This is a genomic window from Streptomyces cacaoi (assembly GCF_006539165.1).
Taxonomy (GTDB): domain Bacteria; phylum Actinomycetota; class Actinomycetes; order Streptomycetales; family Streptomycetaceae; genus Streptomyces; species Streptomyces cacaoi.
In genome coordinates this window covers 14,163-36,002 of record NZ_BJMM01000058.1, presented here as the reverse complement: position 1 = coordinate 36,002, position 21,840 = coordinate 14,163, and the positions used below count along the sequence as shown (strand labels likewise).

General features: G+C 72.8%; 12 protein-coding genes. 5 read left to right on the top strand and 7 right to left on the bottom strand.

Annotation, left to right across the window (positions count from 1 at the left end):
- Window positions 1-987 precede the first annotated feature (987 nt).
- Window positions 988-3,513: an ATP-dependent Clp protease ATP-binding subunit gene (locus SCA03_RS30785; RefSeq protein WP_030889335.1), complete on the top strand. Its 2,526-nt coding sequence runs from the start codon at window positions 988-990 to the stop codon at window positions 3,511-3,513.
- Between the two features lie 109 nt (window positions 3,514-3,622).
- Here SCA03_RS30785 and SCA03_RS30780 read toward each other — a convergent pair whose 3' ends face one another.
- Window positions 3,623-6,217, bottom strand: coding sequence for an NACHT domain-containing protein (locus SCA03_RS30780; protein WP_030889332.1), 2,595 nt, complete (start codon window positions 6,215-6,217; stop codon window positions 3,623-3,625).
- A gap of 275 nt (window positions 6,218-6,492) precedes the next feature.
- Window positions 6,493-9,699, bottom strand: a complete 3,207-nt coding sequence (locus SCA03_RS30775; protein WP_230989017.1) for an NACHT domain-containing protein — start codon at window positions 9,697-9,699, stop codon at window positions 6,493-6,495.
- 519 nt (window positions 9,700-10,218) lie between these two features.
- Here SCA03_RS30775 and SCA03_RS30770 point away from each other — a divergent pair.
- A complete protein-coding gene (locus tag SCA03_RS30770) occupies window positions 10,219-10,926 on the top strand; it encodes a M23 family metallopeptidase (RefSeq protein WP_030889326.1) in 708 nt (235 codons plus the stop codon).
- A 104-nt stretch (window positions 10,927-11,030) separates the two neighbouring features.
- Here SCA03_RS30770 and SCA03_RS30765 read toward each other — a convergent pair whose 3' ends face one another.
- Complete coding sequence (locus SCA03_RS30765) at window positions 11,031-11,600, bottom strand: TetR/AcrR family transcriptional regulator (RefSeq protein WP_086815105.1); 570 nt, start codon at window positions 11,598-11,600, stop codon at window positions 11,031-11,033.
- Between the two features lie 256 nt (window positions 11,601-11,856).
- Here SCA03_RS30765 and SCA03_RS30760 point away from each other — a divergent pair, with 256 nt between their 5' ends.
- Window positions 11,857-13,359, top strand: coding sequence for an MDR family MFS transporter (locus SCA03_RS30760; RefSeq protein ID WP_051847037.1), 1,503 nt, complete (start codon window positions 11,857-11,859; stop codon window positions 13,357-13,359).
- A 219-nt stretch (window positions 13,360-13,578) separates the two neighbouring features.
- Here the strand turns inward: SCA03_RS30760 and SCA03_RS30755 are convergent, their stop codons facing one another.
- Window positions 13,579-14,568, bottom strand: coding sequence for an iron-sulfur binding domain-containing protein (locus tag SCA03_RS30755; protein ID WP_030889317.1), 990 nt, complete (start codon window positions 14,566-14,568; stop codon window positions 13,579-13,581).
- 227 nt (window positions 14,569-14,795) lie between these two features.
- On the opposite strand from SCA03_RS30755, the gene SCA03_RS30750 reads away from it, so the two are divergent.
- A complete protein-coding gene (locus SCA03_RS30750; RefSeq protein WP_030889313.1) occupies window positions 14,796-15,662 on the top strand; it encodes a hypothetical protein in 867 nt (288 codons plus the stop codon).
- A gap of 77 nt (window positions 15,663-15,739) precedes the next feature.
- Here the strand turns inward: SCA03_RS30750 and disA are convergent, their stop codons facing one another.
- Together disA and radA are read right to left on the bottom strand one after the other, a co-directional pair.
- A complete protein-coding gene (gene disA, locus SCA03_RS30745) occupies window positions 15,740-16,861 on the bottom strand; it encodes a DNA integrity scanning diadenylate cyclase DisA (RefSeq protein ID WP_030889310.1) in 1,122 nt (373 codons plus the stop codon).
- 198 nt (window positions 16,862-17,059) lie between these two features.
- A complete protein-coding gene (gene radA / locus SCA03_RS30740) occupies window positions 17,060-18,466 on the bottom strand; it encodes a DNA repair protein RadA (RefSeq protein ID WP_030889307.1) in 1,407 nt (468 codons plus the stop codon).
- Between the two features lie 292 nt (window positions 18,467-18,758).
- Here radA and SCA03_RS30735 point away from each other — a divergent pair, with 292 nt between their 5' ends.
- Window positions 18,759-20,693, top strand: coding sequence for a hypothetical protein (locus tag SCA03_RS30735; RefSeq protein WP_141275777.1), 1,935 nt, complete (start codon window positions 18,759-18,761; stop codon window positions 20,691-20,693).
- 147 nt (window positions 20,694-20,840) lie between these two features.
- Here the strand turns inward: SCA03_RS30735 and SCA03_RS30730 are convergent, their stop codons facing one another.
- On the bottom strand, window positions 20,841-21,815 hold the full coding sequence (locus SCA03_RS30730) for a DUF3109 family protein (protein ID WP_230989018.1): 975 nt from the start codon (window positions 21,813-21,815) through the stop codon (window positions 20,841-20,843).
- Window positions 21,816-21,840: the final 25 nt, after the last annotated feature.

The following is a 21,840-nucleotide window of genomic DNA, read 5'->3' as shown; positions in this document are numbered from 1 at the left end:
GGCTGAATGTCCCGGTGCGGCAGGCCGCACCGGGCGTCCCGGAACGGCGAGCGGCGCCGGGTGGACGCGCTGAGCGCACCGCACCCGGCGGCCCGGTTCCGCCCGTCACGGGACATCCCCGCAGGGCGCGGCGGCGCTCTCTCCGCCGCGCACCCCACCGCCCCGAGGCGTCCCCGATGCACGGACGCGGGGCGTGACAGGGGCCGGGAGGCCGTCGCCCCCGCGGCCTCCCGGAGAGCACCTGTCCACGGCCCGGCCCCCGGGCCTTCCCCGGCCGGCCCGCCGGCCGCTCCTCCCGGCCCTTCGCCGGACCCGCTGCACCCGCTGAATCGCTGCACCCGCTGAATTGCTGCACCCCTGCTTTTCCGCCAACTGCGCCGTCGGCGCGGCCGGCGCGGCCGGCGTTGCCGGCGCGGTCACCGTCCGTGGCCTCTCGGTCGCCCCGGCACGGTTCACACGCCTCCGGGTGGGCACACTGAACAACAGGCCGCCTACTCACAGTTGGCTATCCGGCACTCATCGTGTGCACGGGGTGTCGCCGGACCGGACGCGGCAATTACACAGAGTCCGGGGATTGCGGGCCTGTTCGCCCTCAGCGGATGCGCGGCGCCGTATCCGCCGAAGACCGCATGGAGGATCGGTGCGGGCGGGTAAGAAGGCTTCGACAGCCAGGAATCCCAGGTGACGACGGGCACGGCGGGGGTGTGCGGAAGCGGTGTCACAAAGGAGCGGGCGCAACGGTGCGGGGGCGTTCGCCGTCGGCGTAGTGGATCCAGGTGAATACGCCTGGCCTGCGGGAACATCGTCTCGCACCATCGGGTTGGAACTGTTGTCGGCTGTCCGGGGCAGGAGGCGCATGATCGAGCGGGTCGACCGGGCCTCAGTCGGCAGTTGGAATGAGCGGTCCCCCGTTGCGGGACTAAGCTGCGGAAGGACAGCGAGGGGAGCGTCCCCTCACTGCCTGACCGCTCTGAGGAGCGATTAACGATGTTCGAGAGGTTCACCGACCGCGCGCGGCGGGTTGTCGTCCTGGCTCAGGAAGAAGCCCGGATGCTCAACCACAACTACATCGGCACCGAGCACATCCTTCTGGGCCTGATCCACGAGGGAGAGGGTGTCGCCGCTAAGGCACTGGAGAGCCTCGGGATCTCGCTTGAGGCTGTCCGACAGCAGGTGGAGGAGATCATCGGCCAGGGCCAGCAGGCGCCCTCCGGCCACATTCCCTTCACTCCCCGTGCCAAGAAGGTGCTGGAGCTGTCGCTCCGCGAAGCCCTTCAGCTCGGCCACAACTACATCGGCACCGAGCACATCCTGCTGGGTCTGATCCGCGAGGGCGAGGGCGTCGCCGCCCAGGTCCTGGTGAAGCTGGGCGCGGACCTCAACCGCGTGCGCCAGCAGGTCATCCAGCTGCTGTCCGGCTACTCCGGCGGCAAGGAGGCAGCCACCGCGGGCGGCCCCGCCGAGGGCACGCCGTCCACGTCGCTCGTGCTCGACCAGTTCGGCCGCAACCTGACGCAGGCCGCTCGCGAATCCAAGCTCGACCCGGTCATCGGGCGCGAGAAGGAGATCGAGCGGGTCATGCAGGTGCTGTCCCGGCGCACCAAGAACAACCCGGTGCTGATCGGCGAGCCCGGCGTCGGCAAGACCGCCGTCGTCGAGGGCCTGGCGCAGGCCATCGTCAAGGGCGAGGTGCCCGAGACCCTCAAGGAGAAGCACCTCTACACCCTGGATCTCGGCGCGCTCGTGGCCGGCTCGCGGTACCGCGGTGACTTCGAGGAACGCCTGAAGAAGGTGCTCAAGGAGATCCGCACCCGCGGCGACATCATCCTGTTCATCGATGAGCTGCACACCCTGGTCGGCGCGGGCGCCGCCGAGGGCGCCATCGACGCCGCCAGCATCCTCAAGCCGATGCTGGCCCGTGGCGAGCTCCAGACCATCGGTGCCACGACGCTGGACGAGTACCGCAAGTACCTGGAGAAGGACGCGGCGCTGGAGCGCCGTTTCCAGCCCATCCAGGTCGCGGAGCCGTCCCTGCCGCACACGATCGAGATCCTCAAGGGCCTGCGCGACCGGTACGAGGCGCACCACCGCGTCTCGATCACGGACGCCGCCCTGGTCGGCGCCGCGACGCTCGCGGACCGCTACATCTCGGACCGCTACCTGCCGGACAAGGCGATCGACCTGATCGACGAGGCCGGCTCCCGGATGCGGATCCGCCGGATGACCGCCCCGCCGGACCTGCGCGAGTTCGACGAGAAGATCGCCAACGTCCGCCGGGACAAGGAGTCCGCGATCGACTCGCAGGACTTCGAGAAGGCCGCCTCGCTGCGTGACGACGAGAAGCAGCTGCTCGCGCAGAAGGCCAAGCGGGAGAAGGAGTGGAAGGCCGGCGACATGGACGTCGTCGCCGAGGTCGACGAGGAGCTGATCGCCGAGGTCCTCGCCACCGCCACCGGCATCCCGGTCTTCAAGCTCACCGAGGAGGAGTCCAGCCGGCTCCTGCGCATGGAGGAGGAGCTGCACAAGCGCGTCATCGGCCAGGAGGACGCCATCAAGGCGCTCTCGCAGGCCATCCGGCGCACCCGTGCGGGTCTGAAGGACCCCAAGCGTCCCGGTGGTTCGTTCATCTTCGCCGGCCCGTCCGGCGTCGGTAAGACGGAGCTGTCCAAGACGCTGGCGGAGTTCCTCTTCGGCGACGAGGAAGCGCTGATCTCGCTCGACATGTCGGAGTTCGGCGAGAAGCACACCGTCTCGCGGCTGTTCGGCTCCCCGCCCGGATACGTGGGCTACGAGGAGGGCGGCCAGCTCACCGAGAAGGTGCGCCGCAAGCCGTTCTCGGTCGTCCTCTTCGACGAGGTCGAGAAGGCCCACCCGGACATCTTCAACTCGCTGCTCCAGATCCTGGAGGACGGTCGGCTGACCGACTCCCAGGGCCGGGTCGTGGACTTCAAGAACACGGTCATCATCATGACGACCAACCTCGGTACCCGGGACATCTCCAAGGGCTTCAACCTCGGCTTCGCCGGCCAGGGCGACGTCCGCGCGGGATACGACCGGATGAAGGCCAAGGTCAACGACGAGCTGAAGCAGCACTTCCGGCCCGAGTTCCTCAACCGTGTCGACGACACCGTCGTCTTCCACCAGCTGACGCAGGACGACATCATCCGGATCGTCGACCTGATGATCGCGCAGGTGGACGAGCGGCTGAAGGACCGGGACATGGGCATCGAGCTGAGCACCGATGCCAAGGAGCTGCTGGCCAAGAAGGGGTACGACCCGGTGATGGGTGCGCGGCCGCTGCGCCGCACCATCCAGCGGGAGATCGAGGACGTGCTGTCCGAGAAGATCCTCTTCGGTGATCTGCGCCCCGGCCAGATCGTGGTCGTCGACACCGAGGGCGAGGGTGAGGCGAAGACCTTCACCTTCCGCGGCGAGGACAAGTCGGCCCTGCCGGACGCTCCGCCGGTGGAGTCCGCCGCCGGTGGTGGTCCCAACCTCAGCAAGGACGCCTGACGGCACCGTCGTGAAGCGGGGTCGGCCCTTCGGGGCCGGCCCCGCTTTCGTGTGCTGTGGCCGTCGTCGGCCGTTGCGTTCAGGAGCGTTCAGGGGCGTTCCGGAGCGTTCAGGACAGGATGCGGATGCCGTGGGGGACGCCGTGCACCCGGGGGAGACGGGGGTTGACGCGGAGCGTCGTGAGGTGGGGGAAGGCGGCCAGCCAGTCCATGGAGGCGCCGAGGTCGTAGGCGAGCCACAGATGGGTGAGCTGGTCCAGGCAGAGCCCCTCCAACAGTTCGTCGGGGCTGAACCGGCCGACGATCTGTACCCGCGCCCGGCCGCCGAGCTTGCGCAGTGCGGCGAGTTCGTAACGGTCGGAGACCGGGAAGTACAGCCCCTCGGGATCGAGATGGCTGATGATCTCCTCGGCGTACCGGTCGGTGTCGAAGTTGCGCCAGCCGTGCGCGAGTTCGGCCCGTAGCTTGAGCGAGGCGCGGTTGCGCAGCTGGGCGAGGTAGTGGATGGCGGCGTCGTCGCTGATGCGGGTGACGGTGACGGCCAGCCGGTACGCCTCGTCGTCGGGGACGTGCGCCGGGTCGGGCAGCATCTCCAGGACGATCGGGCCGACCCAGCCCAGGCTGCGGGCGGCGGCGACGGTCGTCGGGCGCACCATGTGGCGGGTCTCGCGGCGGATCCGGGCATGGGTGTCCGGGTCCAGCTCGGTGACGTGTTCCAGGCAGGCGGCGGCGAGGAGCCGGCGGCGGTTGCGCTGCATCCCGGTGTGGCCGGGGGCGAGCAGTCCGCCGAGGAGCCGGGCGCATTCCGCGGGCCGGGCGTGTGCGACGGCCATCCGGATCACCTCCTCCCACTCGGACTCGTGCGCGTGTGCGAGCAGCAGATCGAAGGCGCCCTGTTCGACGGCCTCCTTCGCGGCGAGATAGTCCTGGACGGTGCGGTGGACGAACTCCACGGCGCGGGCGGACTGTTCGCGCAGCACACCGGTGCGCAGCAGCAGATGGTTGAAGATGCCGCGGGCACCGCCCTGGCCCGCGGCGGCGGGTATGGCGGGCAGATGCCGGCCGATCTCGTCGAGGGCCTCCGGGGTCGTCAGCTCGGAGCGGTGTTCGGTCAGCATGCGGTAGGCCAGCTTGCGCAGCAGCCGTTCGCGGGCGCTGCGCTGGAGCCGGACGGCGTCGGCGTAGAGCACCCGGCGTTCGGGGTCGCGGCGCTGGAGGAGCATCTGCATGGCCGCCTCGTACAGCTCCTTGCGGCCCTGCGGGAGGGAGCCGGAGCGGTCGCGGTTGAGGGCGCAGATGAGTCCGCACATCAGGGGGTTGGTGGCCAGCCCGCGCAGCTCGCGGTAGAGGGGGATGGTGGCGAGCAGCCGGTCGCGGTAGGTGGTGAGGTGGGCGTGGTCCTTGCCTTCGTCGTCGGCGGCCGCGGTGTGCCAGGCGGTGATGAAGGCGGCGACCTGGTCGCGGTTCATCGGCGCGAGCGCCAGCTCGTCGAAGCCCTCGTCGGCGAGCCAGTCGGGTTCGACGGCGGAGTGCCGCGAGGTGACCAGGCAGAAGTTGCCGGAGTAGATGCGCATCAGCCGGCGCAGCGCGTCCCGGAGGGCCGCACGGCCGGCTTCGGGCGCCTCGTCGATGCCGTCGACGAGGAGCAGGCCGCGCTCCTCGGTCAGGACGCGTGCCACCCAGCCGTCCGGGGCCTCGTCGGCGAGGGGGTGACGGACGGCGTGCAGGAAGTCGTCGGGGCCGGGGAATCCCTCCCGGGCGAACCGGCGGACGGGCAGCACGAGCGGGATCCGGCCGCGCAGCGTGGCCAGTTCGGCGGGGAACGCGTCGCGGGCGGCGGTGACGGCGAGCCACTGCACGAGCGTCGTCTTGCCGGAGCCGGCGACGCCGCGCAGCAGTACCCGTTCGTGGCCGCCGAGCGCCCGGTCGACGGACAGGACGGGTTCGCCGCTGTCGCCGTCGTCCGGACCGGCCGGCGGGGCGCCGCCGGGGGCGCCGAACTCGGCGCTGAGGCTGAGATAGGTGGCGTCCAGGGACCAGCTGTCCGGCGTGTTGGGGTTGGGCAGGTCGATGCCGTGGATCGTGACGTGGTTGTACAGCTCGACGACGGAGTGGGCGTAGCGGGCCTCGAAGGCGGCGTCGTGCGCGGAGGGCTCGGGCCGGCTCCGGACGGCGTCGACGTCGTTGAGGTCGACCAACTGCCGGATCCGGTGGGCGCGTTCGGGCAGCCGTTCGGACAGACGCGGGGAGCGGCGGATGAGCTGGTGCAGCAGATGCAGACAGACGGTGACCAGGAGCCGGTCGTGGAACCAGGCGGCCTCCGGGGACAGTTCGCGGTCGGCACCGGGCACGGCGGAGCGCAGGGTGCGCGCGTAGTCCTGCGGGCCGAGGCGGACGGCCTGCGCGTCGGTGGTGGGCAGCTCGCCGATGGTCCACAGGGTGCGGGAGAGCACCGTGGCGACGGGCGCCTCGTCGCGCGTGGGCAGATGGTGCCGGGCGGCGGTGCGGGCGACGAACTCCTCGGCGAGCGCGAGCAGGTCCTCGTAGCCCAGCGGCGGGTCCGCGCCGCGGAACGAGACGATCCGGGCGAGCAGTTCGGGCTCCCCGGGGTGTGCCCCGTCGTCCGTGGCTGCCTCGGTGGGCAGCAGCAGCCGGCTGACGAGGGGATCGGCGACGGTGGACGCGAGACGGACTGCGGGATCCATGCGGTGGGCCCCCTGCCGAAGCGGCGGCTGCTGGCGGCTGCTGGTGACTGCTGGCGACTGCTGGCGACTGCTGGCGACTGCGAGGAGCTGGGTGCTGACTGCGGGGTGCCGGCCACCGGGTACCGAGTGCCGGTGGAGAGCCGGCGGCCGGGAACGGCGGTGCCGGCGGCCGGTGTCGGCGACGGCGGCGGAACGTCTGCTCCCGACCAGCGTAAGCCGTCCGTGTGTCACAGGTCACCCTGCGTTCTCGCCAGGTGGCCGGACCCGGCAGCGGTTCAGGTGCGGCGGCGCCGGGGGAAGCGGGTGACCTCGACGTGGTCCGGGAGCACCGAGGTGTCCAGGTGGCCCTCGGGGCGGGAGAGGTGCAGGGAGCGCAGCCCGGGGAGGCCGGCGAGCGGGGAGAGATCGAGGCCGTCGGGCGGTTCGAACAGCATGAGCCGCGTCAGCCGGGGGAAGACGGCGGGGTCCGGCAGGGCGGCGGGCCGGGTCTCCTCGTCCAGCAGCAGCATGTCCCGGAGGACGAGCTGTTCGACGCCGTGCAGGGGCTGCGCCATGTCGGTGGAGCGGGCCAGCTGTACGGCGCCGATGGTGAGCCGGCCCAACTCCCGCAGCTGGGCGAGGGTTTCCCAGTCGGCGTGGCCCAGCGGGCGGTAGTCGCCCAGCCTGGTGGTGCTGCCGGGGCCGAGGTGCAACGCGCTCAGCTGCGGGAAGTGCGCGAGTCCGGACAGGGCCGTCGTCTGGGGGAGGGTGCGCAGATAGGTCAGCCCGCCGGCCGCGCGCAGGGCCTGCCAGCCGGGGAAGGGCACCTCGGCGTTGAGGTGCAGCGCCCTCAGCTGTCCCAGTCCGCCGAGGGTCTCCAGCTGTGGCACCTGTTCCAGCGCGAGGCCCTCCAGCGGCAGCGCGTCCAGCCCGGAAAGGTCGCGCAGCTGGGGGCAGTCGAAGAAGTGCACCTCGCGCAGGGTCGGCAGGGAGGCGAGAAAACCGACGTCGGTGAGGCCCGGGTTCCGGGCCAGGACGAGCCGGCGGACCTTTCCCGCCGGTACGGCGTCCAGGATCTGCTCGGGCGAGAAGTCCCCGGTGAAGCGGACCTGTTCGCTGCCGCCGAGCGCGCTCCAGGCGATCATCTCCTCACGGGTGCGGACCGTGATGAGCGGCTCCGGCCGCTGCACGAGCCAGCGGACGATCTCGTAGGCGTAGGTGCTCGTCTCGAAGCGGTCCCAGTGGTTGCCGAGCTGGTCGAGGACGGCGGGGGCCTCGTGGTCGCGGAACCGGGCGAGGACGGGCAGGGCGGCGCGGGTGCCGATCTGGGCGGCCGCGTGGACCGTGGCCTGGGCCTCCTCGGCGTCCAGCTCGTCCGGGCCCGGCAGCAGCTCCAGGACGACGGGGCCCACTTCGGCGAGCGCCTTCGCCTCGTCGATGCTGCGCGGCGGTACCAGGGCCCGGGCCCGCTGTTCGACCGCGGTGCGTACCGCCGGGTCGAGCTTCGTGGCGTGCTCCAGACAGGCCATCGCCAGCAGATGCAACCGGGTGCGGTGATCCGGTTCGTCGTCACCGCGCCGTACGAGGGAGCCGAGCAGCTGTGCCCGCTCGTCCGGCCGGGCGTGTGCCACGGCCATGCGCAGGACGTCCTCCCACTGGTCCAGATGGGCGTGCTGGACGAGCACACCGAAGTCGCGCTCCTCCACGGCGGCCTTCGCGCCCAGGTAGTCCTGGAAGGTGCGGTGCACGAAGTCGACCGAGCCGGGCGCGGGTTCGCGCAGCAGCCCCGAGCGCACCAGCAGATGGCGGTGGATCTGCTCGGCCGTGCCCTGTTCGGCCGCGTACGACATCGAGGGCAGCACCCGCTCCAGCAGGCCGATGGCGTCGGCGTCGGCCAGCTCCGAACGGCCGTTGCGGATGAGCCAGTAGGCGAGCTTCTGCAACAGCTCGACCTGGGATTCCTCGTCCAGTTCGATGGCCTGCCGGTGCTCGTGGACGGCGCGTTCGCGGTCCCGGCGCTCCAGGAGCATGCTGAGCGCGGCGTCGTAGAGCGCCTTGCGTCCGCGGGGCAGGAAGCCGTGCCGCTCACGGTGCAGGGCACAGATGAGGCCGCACAGCAGGGGGTTGGTGGCCAGCCTGGTCAGCTCGGACTTAGTGCGGACAGCTGTGCGCAGGGAGGCGGCCAGCTCTTCGCGCGCTTCTGCGGCGGTGTGCCAGCGGTCGATGAAGACGTCCACATCCGCGGGCCGCATGGGGGAGAGGACGAGTTCGGTGAAGTCCTCGGCGTCGAGCCAGTCCTCCCGCACGGCGGAGGGGCGGGAGGTGACGAGGACGAGGTTGTCCTCGAAGGCCGCCAGCAGATCGCGCAGCCAGCGGCGGGTGCGGGCGCGTTCGTCCTCGGGCACCTCGTCGACGCCGTCGATCAGCAGCAGCCCGCGCCCCGCGGCCAGCACGCGGTCGGCCCAGCCGGGCGGCTGCGAGCCGGCCAGCGGGCAGCCGACGGCGGACAGGAAGCTCTCGGGGGTCGGGAGCGTGCCGCCCTCGCGGGTGAGGGAGCGCAGGGGCAGCACGAACGGCACCCGGCCGATCAAGTGGGCCATCCGGCCGGTGAGTTCGGTCTGCCGTGCGGTCTTGACGGCCAGCCACTGCACGAGCGTCGTCTTGCCGGAGCCGGCGACGCCGCGCAGCAGCACACGGTGGTGCCCTGCGAGAGCTTGTTCGACGGGCTGCGGGCCGGCGGTCTGCGGGGCCCACGCGGTGTCGTCCGTCGCCCCCAGCGCGTCCCCGCGGTGCTCCCGCGGGGCGATCGCCTCCAGGCTGAGATAGGCGGTGTCCAGCGGCCACTCGCTGGCCTGCTGCATGTCGATGCCGTAGATCGTCAGCGTGCAGTGCCGGTTGGCGACATAGCGCGCATAGCCCTGCTCGAACTCGGCGTCCTGGGCGGAGCGCGCGGGGATGCGCTCGATGAGCACGTCCACGAGGGTCACCAGCTCGGCCAGGGTGCGGCTCTGCTCGACCAGGGTGCGGGCGACGAACGTGGAACGCTGCGTGAAGAAGTGCAGGATGTGCAGGCACGCGGTGTCCAGGACGCGGTGGTAGAGCGCCTCCTCCGCCTCGTTGAACTCCAGCACGTCCCGCTGGAGCGCGGCCTGCGCGTGCAGGGCCCGGCCGAAGTCGGTGTGCCCCAGCTGGACGGCCTCCAGATCGGTCAGGCCGATGTCGCCGAGGGCGTGCAGGGCCCGGCCCAGCCATCGGGCGACCCGGCGGGCCTCGTCCTGGTCCGGGGCCTCGTGCGGGCCCAGCTCCCGGACGGCACGCCGGACCAGTTCGTCGGCGATCCGCTGCAACTCCTTGCGCCCCAGGGTGCGCTTCTCCCCGCGGAAGGAGACGAGCCCGGAGACCCGCACCGGGCGCCCGGCCAGCCCCGCGCCCGGCCCCTCGGTCACGAACAGCTTCCTCACGAGCGGCGCCACCACGCCGGAGGCGATTTTCGCCCCCACCATCCCGGCATCCATCCCGTCGTCTCTCCGTTCGGCCTCCGTCCAACTCCCCGCTGTGCGGGGTCGCTTACGGCGAGCAGCGTAGAACGATCAGCTGCCCGCGTCGACGCCGTACGGGCGCACGCGTGGGGAGGGAACAGCTGCTCGCGCGGCCCGTGGTGGCGGGCCGGAGGGGCGAGGCCGGGGCGTCACCGCACAGGGTGACGGGCGGGCCACGCAGAGGTGCCGCCGTGAGCGGGGCCATATGAGCGGCGCCACAGCGCCGCGGGCCCGGCCGTGAGGTGCGGCACAGGGGTCCGGGCGCATACGAAGCGGCTTAGGAAGGCGCGGCGCGCCGGCCGGGGTCCCGGGGCGGGTGCGGGGGCGACGCGGCGGCGAGGAGTGATCCGGGTCGCATAGCCGTCTACGTTCCGCCTTAGTAGGAAGCGTCCTTGATGTCGGTTTCCGGGCGGGTTACCAAGGTTGCGCGTCCGGCACCAACCGGGCGCCGCCCCCCGTCCCCCACCCGGAGGTACCACCCGCATGTCGAGCACTAGGACCACCAACAGCACCGCGGCCAAGGCGGCGGCCCTCGTCGCCGGGCTCGGCGCGACGATGGCCCTGGGCGCAGGCGCCGCCCTCGCGGCCGAGAAGGCCGGCGAGAAGAACGACGGCGGCATCTTCTCCGCCGATGTGGCGAAGAGCCTCGCCGACTCGACCCTTCAGCAGGCGCAGGAGCAGCGCAAGGTGACGCAGGCGGAGAAGGACGCCGAGAAGCGCGCGGCCGAGAAGAAGGCCAAGGCGGCGCGGGACGCCAAGCGGCTCCAGCTGTCCTGGATCAAGCCCGTCGCCGTGAAGTACGAGCTGTCCGCCTCCTTCGGCAAGGCCGGCGGGCGCTGGGCGCACAACCACTCCGGCCAGGACTTCGCCGTGAAGGTCGGTACCCCCGTCGAGGCGGTCCACAAGGGCACCGTCGTCAAGGCCGGCGGCAACGGCGCGGGCGACGGCCCCGCCTACGGCAACGCGATCGTCGTCCGCCACGACAACGGCAAGTACACCCAGTACGCGCATCTGTCCCAGGTCGACGTGCGGCCCGGGCAGACGGTGAGGACCGGGCAGGTCATCGGCAAGTCCGGCAACACCGGCAACTCCTCCGGCCCGCATCTGCACTTCGAGGTGCGCAACACCCCGGACTACGGCTCGGCCGTGGACCCGAAGGCCGCGATGGCGGCGCTCGGCGTGCGGTTCTGACCGGCGACGGGCCACGGCACGGCCGGCGGCGCTCCGCAGCCGTGCGCCGCAGCCGACAGGGCGCTCCCGCAGTGGCGGGGGCGCCCTCGCGCGTGCGGGGCGGGTCAGCCCTCCGGATCGCCGTGGTGTGCGGCCGCCACCAGCTCCTGGGCGACCTCCAGCGCGGCCTGGCGCTTCTCGTCGTTCGCGAACGGTGTGTCACGCATCGTGAACATCGTGGAGTGCATCGTGAACAGAGCGGAGGAGCAGCGCACTTGATCGGTGAGCGGCGCGTCCTCCTCGCGGATCAGGTCGAGCAGCGTGAGCACGCGGTCCTTCATCCTCTCGCCGATGGACAGGTCCCGCAGTGCCGCCTGGTTCTCGTGCATGAAGCGGAAGAGCGGCTCGGCGCCGCTCAGGCACTCGCTGTAGCGGCGGAGGATCTCCAGCTTCGTCTCCAGCGACGTCGGCTGGTCGCTCGCCCAGTCGATCAGCTCGTCCGTGGGGCGGGCCGCGTAGTCGTCGAAGATGCTCGCGACGAGGTCTTCCTTCGTCTTGAAGTGGTAGTAGAGCGCGGCCTTGGTGACGCCCAGCTGCTCGGCGATCTCTCTGAGCGAGGTCTTCTCGTAGCCCCGGTCAGCGAACAGCTCCAGGGCGACGTCCTGGATGCGCTGACGGGTGTTTCCCCTGCTCATGACCGACCCCTTCGAGTCACTGCAAAACTTACTTGACGCCCGGCTAGTAAGGACTCTAGCTTGTCCATCGTACTCAACTAGCCGTGCGGCAAGTAAGTTGCAAGTAAAGGGGAGTGGGCCGCGCATGCGCACAACGGACGTTCCGGGAGATCTGAAACCGGACGAAAAGGGTGGGGGATCCAAGAGCGGGTCGAGCACCGGTCAAGACGAATCCAACGGAACGGCGCCGGAGTCCGCCGGCCCGAAACCACGGAGCATGACGCTCGTCATCTTCTCGCTGATGATCGCGGTCCTGCTCGCGATGCTCGACAACATGATCGTCGGCACCGCGATGCCCACGATCGTCGGCGAACTCGGCGGCCTGGAACACCTCTCGTGGGTCGTCACCGCCTACACGCTGACGACGGCCGCGTCGACGCCGGTGTGGGGCAAGCTCGGCGACCTGTTCGGGCGCAAGGGCGTCTTCCTCACGTCCATCGTCATCTTCCTCGCCGGATCGGTGACCTCCGGCGCCGCTCAGACCATGAGTCAGCTCATCGGCTTCCGCGCCCTCCAGGGGCTCGGCGCCGGCGGCCTCATGGTCGGCGCGATGGCGATCATGGGCGACCTCGTGCCGCCCCGTGAACGCGGCAAGTACATGGGCATGATGGCCGGCGTCATGTCGCTGGCCATGATCGGCGGTCCGCTCGTCGGCGGCACCCTCACCGACCACCTCGGCTGGCGCTGGGCGTTCTACATCAACCTGCCGCTGGGCGCCGTGGCGCTCGCCATGGTCGGGACGATCCTGCACCTGCCGAAGAAGCGCTCCCAGGGGCGCATCGACTACCTCGGCGCCGCACTGCTGACGGCCGGCATCACCGCGGCCGTTCTCGTCACCAGCTGGGGCGGCACGGAGTACGACTGGAGCTCCGGCACCATCCTGGGCCTGGCCGCGCTGGCCGTCGTCGCGCTGATCGCCTTCGTCCTCGTCGAACGCCGGGTCGACGAGCCGATACTTCCGCTCGGGGTCTTCCGGAACCTCAACTTCTCGCTGGTCACCGTGATCGGCTTCCTGCTGGGCTTCGTGATGTTCGGCGCGATGACCTTCATCCCGCTCTTCCAGCAGAGCGTGCAGGGCGCCTCGGCCACCAACTCCGGGCTGCTGCTGCTCCCCGTGCTCCTGCCGATGATGCTCGTCTCCGTCGTCACCGGCCGCGCCACGACGAGGACGGGCAAGTACCGGATGTACCCGATAGCGGGCGGCGTGCTCATCCCCGTCGGCCTGTTCCTGCTGGCCCAGATGGGCGTGGGCACCACCCGCTTCACCTCCGGCCTGTACATGGTCGTGCTGGGCGCCGGGATGGGCTTCCTGATGCAGCTGACGATGCTGATAGCCCAGAACAGCGTCGAGCTGAAGGACATGGGCGTCGCCTCGTCCACGACGACGCTGTTCCGCACCATCGGCGGCTCGTTCGGCGTCGCCCTCATGGGCACCGTCTTCGCCGGCCGCGTCGAGGACTCGATGAAGGAGAGCGCGGCCGCGGGCGGTCAGGCCGCCGGCGGTGCGGCGAAGCTCACTGAGGGCGGCGCCCAGCTCGACGCGGCCTCCCTCGCCAAGCTGCCCGCGCCCGTGCGGGAGGCGTACGAGCACGCCGTCTCCTCGGGCACGCACACCGTCTTCCTGATGGGAGCAGCGATCGCCGTGATCGTGTTCGTCGCGGCCTGGTTCATCAAGGAGGTCCCGCTCAAGGGCGCACAGGACCAGCAGCCCCAGGAGTGAACCGGCGCCCGGCGCCGCGCCCCGTCGGCGCCGGGCAAGAGGTACGGGGCAAGGTGCCCGCGCCGCCCGCCGCGAGGTCCGCGGGCGGGGCGGCGGAGTACGACGGAAGGGCGCGGGCGGCCGGCGGAGGTCGTCTCCACCGGTCACCCGCGCCCTTCGTGCCCCGGTTCGCCGTCCGCCCGCCGGCGCCGGTACAACCACCGGCGCCGCGTGGCGGGTTCAGGTGAGCGGCAGCCGGAAGCGGCCGCCGTCGAGCGGTTCGACCAGCCCGTCGGCCACCAGGCCGTCCAGGGCCCGGGCCCGCTGCACCGGCTCGTGCCACACCTGGTCGAGGTCGCTCTGCGGCACCGGCTCCTTCGAGGCGCGCAGCACGGCGAGCAGCCGCCCCCGCACCTGCCGGTCCGTCCCGGCATACGACTGGGTGCGGCGGGCCGGGCCCTGGTGCTCCGGGGCGCCGGCCAGCTGCCAGGCACACTGCGCGGCGATCGGGCACCGCCCGCACTGCGGAGAGCGGGCCGTGCACACCAGCGCGCCCAGCTCCATCGTCGCCGCGGCCCAGCGGGAGGCCGTCCCGTCGTCCTCGGGCAACAGCGCCCGGGCGAGCCTGCGTTCGGCGGCGGTGGTCGCGTTCGGCGGGTACTGCTGCCCGGTCACGGCCCGTGCGAAGACGCGGCGGACGTTGGTGTCGAGCACCGCGTGCCGCCTGCCGTAGGCGAAGGAGACGACGGCGGCCGCCGTGTACTCCCCGACGCCGGGCAGGGCCAGCAACTGCGCGTGCTCGCCCGGCACCTCGCCGCCGTGCCGTTCCGCTATGGCCTTCGCCGCCCCGTGCAGGCGCAGCGCGCGACGCGGATAGCCCAGGCGGCCCCAGGCCCGTACGGCCTCGCCCGGGGCCTCGGCGGCCAGGTCGGCCGGGCGCGGCCAGCGCTCCATCCACTCCTCGTACACCGGTAGTACGCGGTTCACGGGGGTCTGCTGGAGCATGAACTCGCTGACCATGACGCCCCACGCGCCCGCCTCGGGGCGGCGCCAGGGCAGGTCGCGGGCGTGCGCGGCGAACCAGTCGACAACGGGGGCGTGCAGGGCGCGCGCCGTCCGGCGCAGCGCGGGGTCGACGGCGTCGGCTTCGGCGCCGGCTTCGGCGGGACGGTCGGCGGCGGCAGGGCTCTGTCCGACCGCTGCGGCTGAGGTCTCGGTGGTCGCAGTCATGGCACGACCGATCCTGGCACGGCGTCCGACATCCGGAAAACGCACACGCGGCGCGAACGCCCGTACCCGGCGCACACGGCGTTGTTCACCCAGAGCAAGTGCCCCTGTACGCACCGTTGTGAGCCCTCGGCAATGATCCACAGGCGGTTGCCGCTCATCACAACAATTGACGAACCCTGTGACGGGTACGGGTCTGCCGTCCCTCTGATGTCTCGTAAGGTTTTCGCGTGGGATCTCTGCGCAATCCGATCGGGCCGCTTCCCTCCTCCATCTACTGGCGACGGAGGGCAGTTGCTCTTGCCGTCCTGGTGCTGCTGGTCCTGCTCACCGTCTGGGCGGTGACCCGGCTCGGCGGCGACGACGGTGCGCGCAACGAAGGCAAGAGCGGCGGCAAGGGCGGCGGCCCCGCGAGCACGATCACCCCCGGGCCGACGGATCCCGGCCCGGCCATCAGCGACCGCCCCGGCGGGCGGGACGAGGAGGACGGCGGGGCCGACGGCTCGTCCTCGGGCGCGGGCGGCTCCGGCGGCGCGGGCTCCGGGCAGGACGACGACCAGTCCTCGGCCGGGGGCAGCGGATGGGGCGCCGCTACGGGCGGCTCGACGGGCTCGTCCGGTGACGGCGGCGCGTCCTCCGGTGGCTCGGGCTCGGGTGGTTCCGGGGGCGGCGGGGCCGCGGTGCCCGCCGCGCCCTCCACGGCGGACTGTGCGAAGTCCGATGTCGAGCTGCATCTGCGCAGCGTGCGGAAGAGCTACGGGCCCGACCAGAAGCCCAAGTTCAAGCTCAAGGCCGTCAACAAGGGCGGCAGCGACTGCAAGATCGATCTCGGCCGCACCGCGACGGTCGTGACGATCACCAACCCGGACGACGCCAAGTTCTGGGCGTCCGACGACTGTCCGCCCAGCAAGAAGCCGCTGCTGCGCCGGGTGCCGGCGGACGGCTCGGCGACGTTCACGCTCACCTGGTACCGCAAGGCCAGCGCCGCCAACTGCGGCACGTCCACCTTCGAGAAGGCGAAGGACGGCACCTACCGGATCGCGGTCGACGTCAAGGGCTTCGAGCCGGTCAAGACCCGCTTCACGCTGGAGGGTTGAGCGGGCCGCCGCGCCGGACGCGGGAGCGGGCCCGGGCGCGGCGCCCCGGCGGGCGCGGGAGCCGGACGCGTGAGGGGTCAGACGTAGCGTTCGAGGATGGACGACTCGGCGAGGCGCGAGAGGCCCTCACGGACCGAGCGGGCCCGGGCCTCGCCCACGCCCTCCACGGCCTGGAGATCGTCCACGCTGGCGGCGAGCAGCTTTTGCAGGCCGCCGAAGTGGTCCACGAGCCGGTCGATGATCGTCCCCGGCAGCCGCGGCACCTTGGCCAGCAGCCGGAAGCCGCGCGGCGAGACCGCCGAGTCCAGCGTCTCGGGCGCACCGCTGTAGCCCAGGGCGCGGGCCACGGTGGGCAGTTCGAGCAGCTCGGAGTGGGAGAGCCGGTCCAGTTCGCTGAGTGCCTCGGGCACGGTGCGCACCCGCCGGCCCGAACCGCCCGTCTGCGGCACGTAGTCGCGGACGACCAGTTCCCGCTCGGGCTCGACGCCCGCGATCAGCTCGTCGAGCTGAAGGGAGAGCAGCCGCCCGTCCGTGCCCAGTTCGACGACGTACTCGGCGATCTCCGTGGCGATCCGCCGCACCATCTCCAGCCGCTGGGCGACGGCGGTGACGTCCCGGACCGTCACCAGATCCTCGATCTCCAGCGCCGAGAGGGTGCCGGCCACCTCGTCCAGCCGCAGCTTGTAGCGCTCCAGGGTGGCCAGGGCCTGGTTGGCGCGGGAGAGGATCGCCGCCGAGTCCTCCAGGACGCGGCGCTGGCCCTCCACATAGAGGGCGATCAGCCGCATCGACTGGCTGACGGAGACCACGGGGAAACCCGTCTGGATGGAGACGCGCTGCGCCGTGCGGTGCCGGGTGCCGGTCTCCTCCGTCTCGATGGAGGCGTCCGGCACGAGCTGCACACCGGCGCGGACGATCTTCGAGATGTCCTTGTCGAGGATGAGCGCCCCGTCCAGCTTGCACAGTTCCCGCAGGCGGGTCGCGCTGAAGTCCACATCGAGCACGAAGCCGCCGGTGCACAGGGCTTCGACGGTCTTGTCCATGCCGAGGACGATGAGCCCGCCGGTGTTCCCGCGCAGAACCCTCTCCAGCCCGTCCCGCAGGGCCGTGCCGGGCGCCACCGCGCTCAGCGAGGCGCGCATCAGGCCGGACGCCCCCTCGGCCCTGCCGGGGACCGCTGCCCGGTCGTTGGCTGCCACTGCACTCCTTCGGTCGTGCGGGTGCCTGTCGGCGATTGCTCGACCACCCCGGCGAACGCCCGTGACCGGTTCCCCCCTCGGTGCCGTCACGCGGTCCCCCGTGGTGCCCGGTGGTCGGTCGAGACCGGGGCAAAGTCTACCGGCGCCGCACACCGGCCCCGCCGCGCCGGTGCCGGTGTACGGGAAGCACCGCGGGGCTCAGCCCTGCGCCGTTGCCGGGGCGCCGCGGGCCGGGCGGCTCGGCAGGACGCGGAGCGCCTCCCCCACATCGGCGACCTCCAGCACCCGCATCCCGTCGGGAATGCGGCCCGGGTCGGCCGGGACCAGCGCGTGGGTGAAGCCGAGCCGGGCGGCCTCCGACAGCCGCCGCTGCACACCCGTGACCCGGCGCACCTCGCCCGCCAGGCCGACCTCGCCGATCGCCACCAGATTCTTCGGCAGCGGAGTGTCGCTCGCCGCGCTGGCCAGCGCGAGCGCGACGGCCAGATCGCCCGCGGGCTCCGACAGCTTCACCCCGCCGACCGTCGCGCTGTAGATGTCCCGCTTGCCCAGGGCCGCGATCCGGCCGCGCTGCTCCAGCACCGCCAGCATCATCGACACCCGGGAGTTCTCCAGGCCGGAGGTGGTGCGCCGCGGGGAGGGGATCTGGCTGTCGACCGTCAGCGCCTGCACCTCGGCGACCAGCGGACGCCTGCCCTCCAGGGCCACCGTCAGACAGGTGCCGGGCACCGGCTCGTCGCGGCGCGTCAGAAACAGCCCCGACGGGTCGGCGAGGCCGGTGATGCCCTCGTCGTGCAGCTCGAAGCAGCCCACCTCGTCGGTGGCCCCGTAGCGGTTCTTCACCCCGCGCACCAGCCGCAGCCGGGCATGTCTGTCGCCCTCGAACTGGAGGACCACGTCGACGAGATGCTCCAGCAGCCGCGGGCCGGCGATCGAGCCCTCCTTGGTGACATGGCCGACCAGCAGCGTGGACATGCCGCGCTCCTTCGACGCCCGGATCAGCGCGCCCGCGACCTCGCGCACCTGCGCCATCCCGCCGGGCGCGCCGTCGATCTCGGGCGAGGCCACCGTCTGCACCGAGTCGAGCACCAGCAGCGAGGGCTTCACCTCGTCGAGATGGCCCAGCACCGCCGACAGGTCCGTCTCGGCCGCCAGATACAGATCGTCGCTGAGCGCGCCGATGCGGTCGGCGCGCAGCCGCACCTGCCCGGCCGACTCCTCGCCCGTCACATAGAGCGTGCGGTGCGTCCCGCCGGCCGCCTTGGCCGCCACGTCCAGCAGCAGCGTGGACTTGCCGACCCCCGGTTCGCCGGCGAGGAGCACCACGGCGCCCGGCACCAGGCCGCCGCCCAGCACACGGTCCAGCTCCGGGACGCCGGTGCCGCGCGCGGTGGCCTGCGCGCCGTCGACCTGGCCGATCGGCAGCGCCGGCGCGGAGACCCGGCCCGCTGTCGTGGTGTGCACGACGGAGGCGGCGCCCGCCTCCTCGACCGTGCCCCAGGACTGGCACTCCGGGCAGCGGCCCAGCCACTTCACGGTCTGCCAGCCGCACTCGGTGCAGCGGTAGGAGGGACGGTCCTTCGTGGACGACTTTCGGGCAGCCATGCCGGTCACCGTATAGCCGCCGCCCGACAGCCCCGTCGCCGCCCGTGCGTCCGCCCGGCTCCGGCACCGGGGGCCAGCGGTGTGCGGGGGCGGGTGCGGGGCGGGCCGTGTGCGCCGTCGGGGGTCCCGGGGGGTGTGCGCCGAGCGCGCGCCGCATGCCTCATGAACCGCCCGATTCGTCGCCGAACTCGCACAGGAAGTCCCCTTTTGGCGGACAACAACACCCGAAGGAAGTAATCCCGTCCCAGCGGGTCCGGTAAAGCGCCATCATCCGCCTACCGTCGCCGGGGTGATGACGAGCAGGCGCGAGCACCCCACGAACTCCACCGGCGCACCCCCCGCGCACCCGGAGGACGAGCCGACGCACCGCGAGGGCGACGAGCCGTATCTGGACGGCCTGTTCACGTACTGCCTCTCGGTGCTGTGCGAGCACGAGGCGGCCATCGCGGCGGTGGGGGAAGCGCTCGCCCTCGCCGGCCGGCAGCGCGAACGGGGGCGTGTTCCCGCGGATCCGCAGTCCCTGCGCCCGTGGCTGTACGCCCTCGCGCGCTGGACGTGCACACGTCGGCTGGCCGACCGGAGGGCGAAGGCGCGGGAGCTGGTCTCGGCGCCCGCCGGGCCGGAGGAGGAGGCACCGCCGGCCGTCCTCGGCCGGCCGGCCGAGCGGGGCGCGCGGGAGCGGACCGCCGGGCCGGGGCCCGTGCTGAAACGTCAACGCGGAGGGGCGCCCGGAGCCACAGCGGACGCCCCCGCCGCGCCTCACGCCCCGTGGAACAGCTCCGCAGCGCCGGTTTCCCCCGCGGCACGGCACGCACCGGGCACCGCCGCGACCACCGCCGCCGCCCCTGCTTCGCCGGCCGCGGCGCCCCGCTCGTCCTCCTCGGCGCCGGTGCCGCCCCGGCCGGCCTCGGGGGCCGCGGCCGTTTCCGTGTCCGGACCGGCGGCCTCCGGGACGGAGGCGGTGCGGGCGCGCCGACGGCGGGAACTGGCCGCCCTGGCCTGGCCGGAGGCCGCCGGGACCTCCCCCGAGCAGCGGGAGGCGCTGGAGCTGTCCGTGCGGCACCGGCTGCCCGTGGCGGAGATCGGCACCGTCCTCGGGCTGCCCGAGGACGCCGCCGAGGAACTGCTCGCACACGCCGCCTGCGAGGTCGAACGCACCCGCGCCGCGCTCTCCGTCGTCGAGTCCGGGGGCTGCCCGGCCGTCTCCCGGCTCGCCGGGGACGACCGGCTACTGCTGGGGACGGCGCTGCGCGGCGAGCTGGTGCGGCACGTCGACGAGTGCCCCCGCTGCCGGCGGGCGGCGGAGCGCGCCATGGCCGGGGTCTCCTGGCCGGGCACGGCGCCGGTGGCGGCGGCGCTGCCCCTGCTCCGGGCGCCGCGGCCGGATGTACGGGCGGCGGCGGCACTGGTGCGCAGGGCGCGGGCGCAGCGTGCGCCCCGGTTCGACAGGGCGGGCTTCCCGGTGCCGGACAAGGACCGTGCGGTCCGCCGCGAACTACTGCGCAGCAGGGCCGTCACCACCACGCTGGTCGCCAGCGTCCTCGCGGCTCCGGTGCTCGCGCTGTGGGCGGCCTACCGGGGCGGCCCGGTCGTCGGCGAGCCGCAGGCGGACCGTTCCGTCGCGGCGGAGGAGGACGGCGGACGGCCCGCCGCGGGCGAGCCGGACGGCAAGCCGTCGGACGAGTACGAGAAGGCCGGGCGCGTGGACCGCTCCCGTACGCATCCGTACGGCGCGGGCGGCCGGGCGCTGCGCGGCGGGATCGGCGTCTCGGTCGAACATCCGCGGGCGGCGCGGGCGGGGGAGGGGCGGCTGTCGGTGGCCGCCGAGCCGCTGGCCGGTGGCGCCCTGCTCACGCTGACGGCCACGGCGGACGGGCCGGTGAGGTGGACGGTGGCGGCGGACGAACCGTGGCTGGCGCTGAGCCGCTCGGCCGGGCAGCTGCGGCCGGGGGAGCGGGCCGCGGTGCGGGTGGCGGTGGACCGCAAACGTGCGCCGGAATCGGCGTGGCGGAGCCGGGTGCGGGTGGAGCCCGCGGGGTCCGTCGTCACGCTGTCCGGGGACGCCGACCGGGCGGCGCCGGCCGGACCGCCCCGGCCTCCGGGGGCCGCGGGTCCGTCCCCGTCGGCCTCACCGTCCGGGCCCGCCCCGGGGACGCCCGCGTCGTCGCTGCCGGAGGGCGCCGGCGACGCGCAGGCGCGGACGGTCGCGAGCGGCCCGGCGCGCTGAGGACCGCCGTGGCGAGCGGACCGGCACCGTGCGCCGGGGGTTGTGCAGTCGTGCGGCTGCGCGGCCGTGGAGCGGCGGGGCCCGGTTGGTGCGTCCTGTTGTTACGGCGGGCCCGGCCCGCGGGCGTGTGCGGGGCGGCAGGGCGGCTCAGTTCGCGGTCGGGGCGGTGCCTGCGGCGGTGTCAGGGCCGGGGGGCGTCTCGTCCGTACCGTCCGTCCTGTCCGTCGGGGCTGCCGGAGCCGTCTCGTCCGTCGAGGCCCGGGCGGGTGCCTGGGCCCGGGGCGGGTCCGCCGGGTGCGGGGCCAGCAGGGGCAGTTGGGAGGAGAGGCGTTCCTCGCACAGCTCGGCCAGACGTGCGTAGCCGGCCTCGCCCATCAGCTCCGTCAGCTCCGCGCGGTAGGAGACGTAGACCGGCTCGCCCGCCCCGTGTGCGGAGGGAGCCGACGTGCACCACCAGTGCAGATCGTGGCCGCCGGGACCCCAGCCCCTGCGGTCGTACTCGCCGATCGAGACGTACAGCACCTCTTCACCGTCCGGCCGCTCCACCCACTCGAAGGTGCGGCGGACCGGGACCTGCCAGCACACGTCCGGCTTGGTCTCCAGCGGCTCGCGGCCCTCGCGCAGCGCCAGGGTGTGCAGCGCGCAGCCCGCGCCGCCGGGGAACCCGGGCCGGTTGTTGAAGATGCAGGCGCCCTGCCAGCGCCGGGTCTGCCGCTCGGGCCGGCCGTCCTCGTCGGTCTCGTCGTTCTCCTCGACCCAGCCGAGCGGTCCTGTGCCGACATCGTGGAACTGCCACGTCTCGGGCGTGAGTTTCGCCACGTGTTCGGCGACCCGCTTCTCGTCGTCCTCGTCGGAGAAGTGCGCACCGAGGGTGCAGCAGCCGTCGGAGGCGCGGCCCGCGGTGATGCCCTGGCAGCCGCGGCCGAAGATGCAGTTCCAGCGGGACGTCAGCCAGGTCAGATCGCAGCGGAAGACCTGCTCGTCATCGGCCGGGTCCGGGAACTCGACCCAGGCGCGCGTGAAATCGAGCCCCGTCTCCTCGTCGCGCGCCGGGGGCGCCGCGGATGCGGTCCGCGCCCCGCGGGCGTCGCCCTGGTTCTTACGCTTCGCCGCTTTCGTCATACCCACGCGCCCAGCGTACGGGGCA

Excerpts from the sequence above, each read along its gene's own strand:
- SCA03_RS30760 (WP_051847037.1), top strand. The coding sequence starts at position 11,857 with ATGACGCTCGTCATCTTCTCGCTGATGATCGCGGTCCTGCTCGCGATG.
- SCA03_RS30735 (WP_141275777.1), top strand. The coding sequence starts at position 18,759 with ATGACGAGCAGGCGCGAGCACCCCACGAACTCCACCGGCGCACCCCCC.
- SCA03_RS30765 (WP_086815105.1), bottom strand. The coding sequence starts at position 11,600 with ATGAGCAGGGGAAACACCCGTCAGCGCATCCAGGACGTCGCCCTGGAG.
- SCA03_RS30775 (WP_230989017.1), bottom strand. The coding sequence starts at position 9,699 with ATGGTGGGGGCGAAAATCGCCTCCGGCGTGGTGGCGCCGCTCGTGAGG.
- SCA03_RS30755 (WP_030889317.1), bottom strand. The coding sequence starts at position 14,568 with ATGACTGCGACCACCGAGACCTCAGCCGCAGCGGTCGGACAGAGCCCT.
- SCA03_RS30770 (WP_030889326.1), top strand. The coding sequence starts at position 10,219 with ATGTCGAGCACTAGGACCACCAACAGCACCGCGGCCAAGGCGGCGGCC.
- radA (WP_030889307.1), bottom strand. The coding sequence starts at position 18,466 with ATGGCTGCCCGAAAGTCGTCCACGAAGGACCGTCCCTCCTACCGCTGC.
- SCA03_RS30730 (WP_230989018.1), bottom strand. The coding sequence starts at position 21,815 with ATGACGAAAGCGGCGAAGCGTAAGAACCAGGGCGACGCCCGCGGGGCG.
- SCA03_RS30780 (WP_030889332.1), bottom strand. The coding sequence starts at position 6,217 with ATGGATCCCGCAGTCCGTCTCGCGTCCACCGTCGCCGATCCCCTCGTC.
- SCA03_RS30785 (WP_030889335.1), top strand. The coding sequence starts at position 988 with ATGTTCGAGAGGTTCACCGACCGCGCGCGGCGGGTTGTCGTCCTGGCT.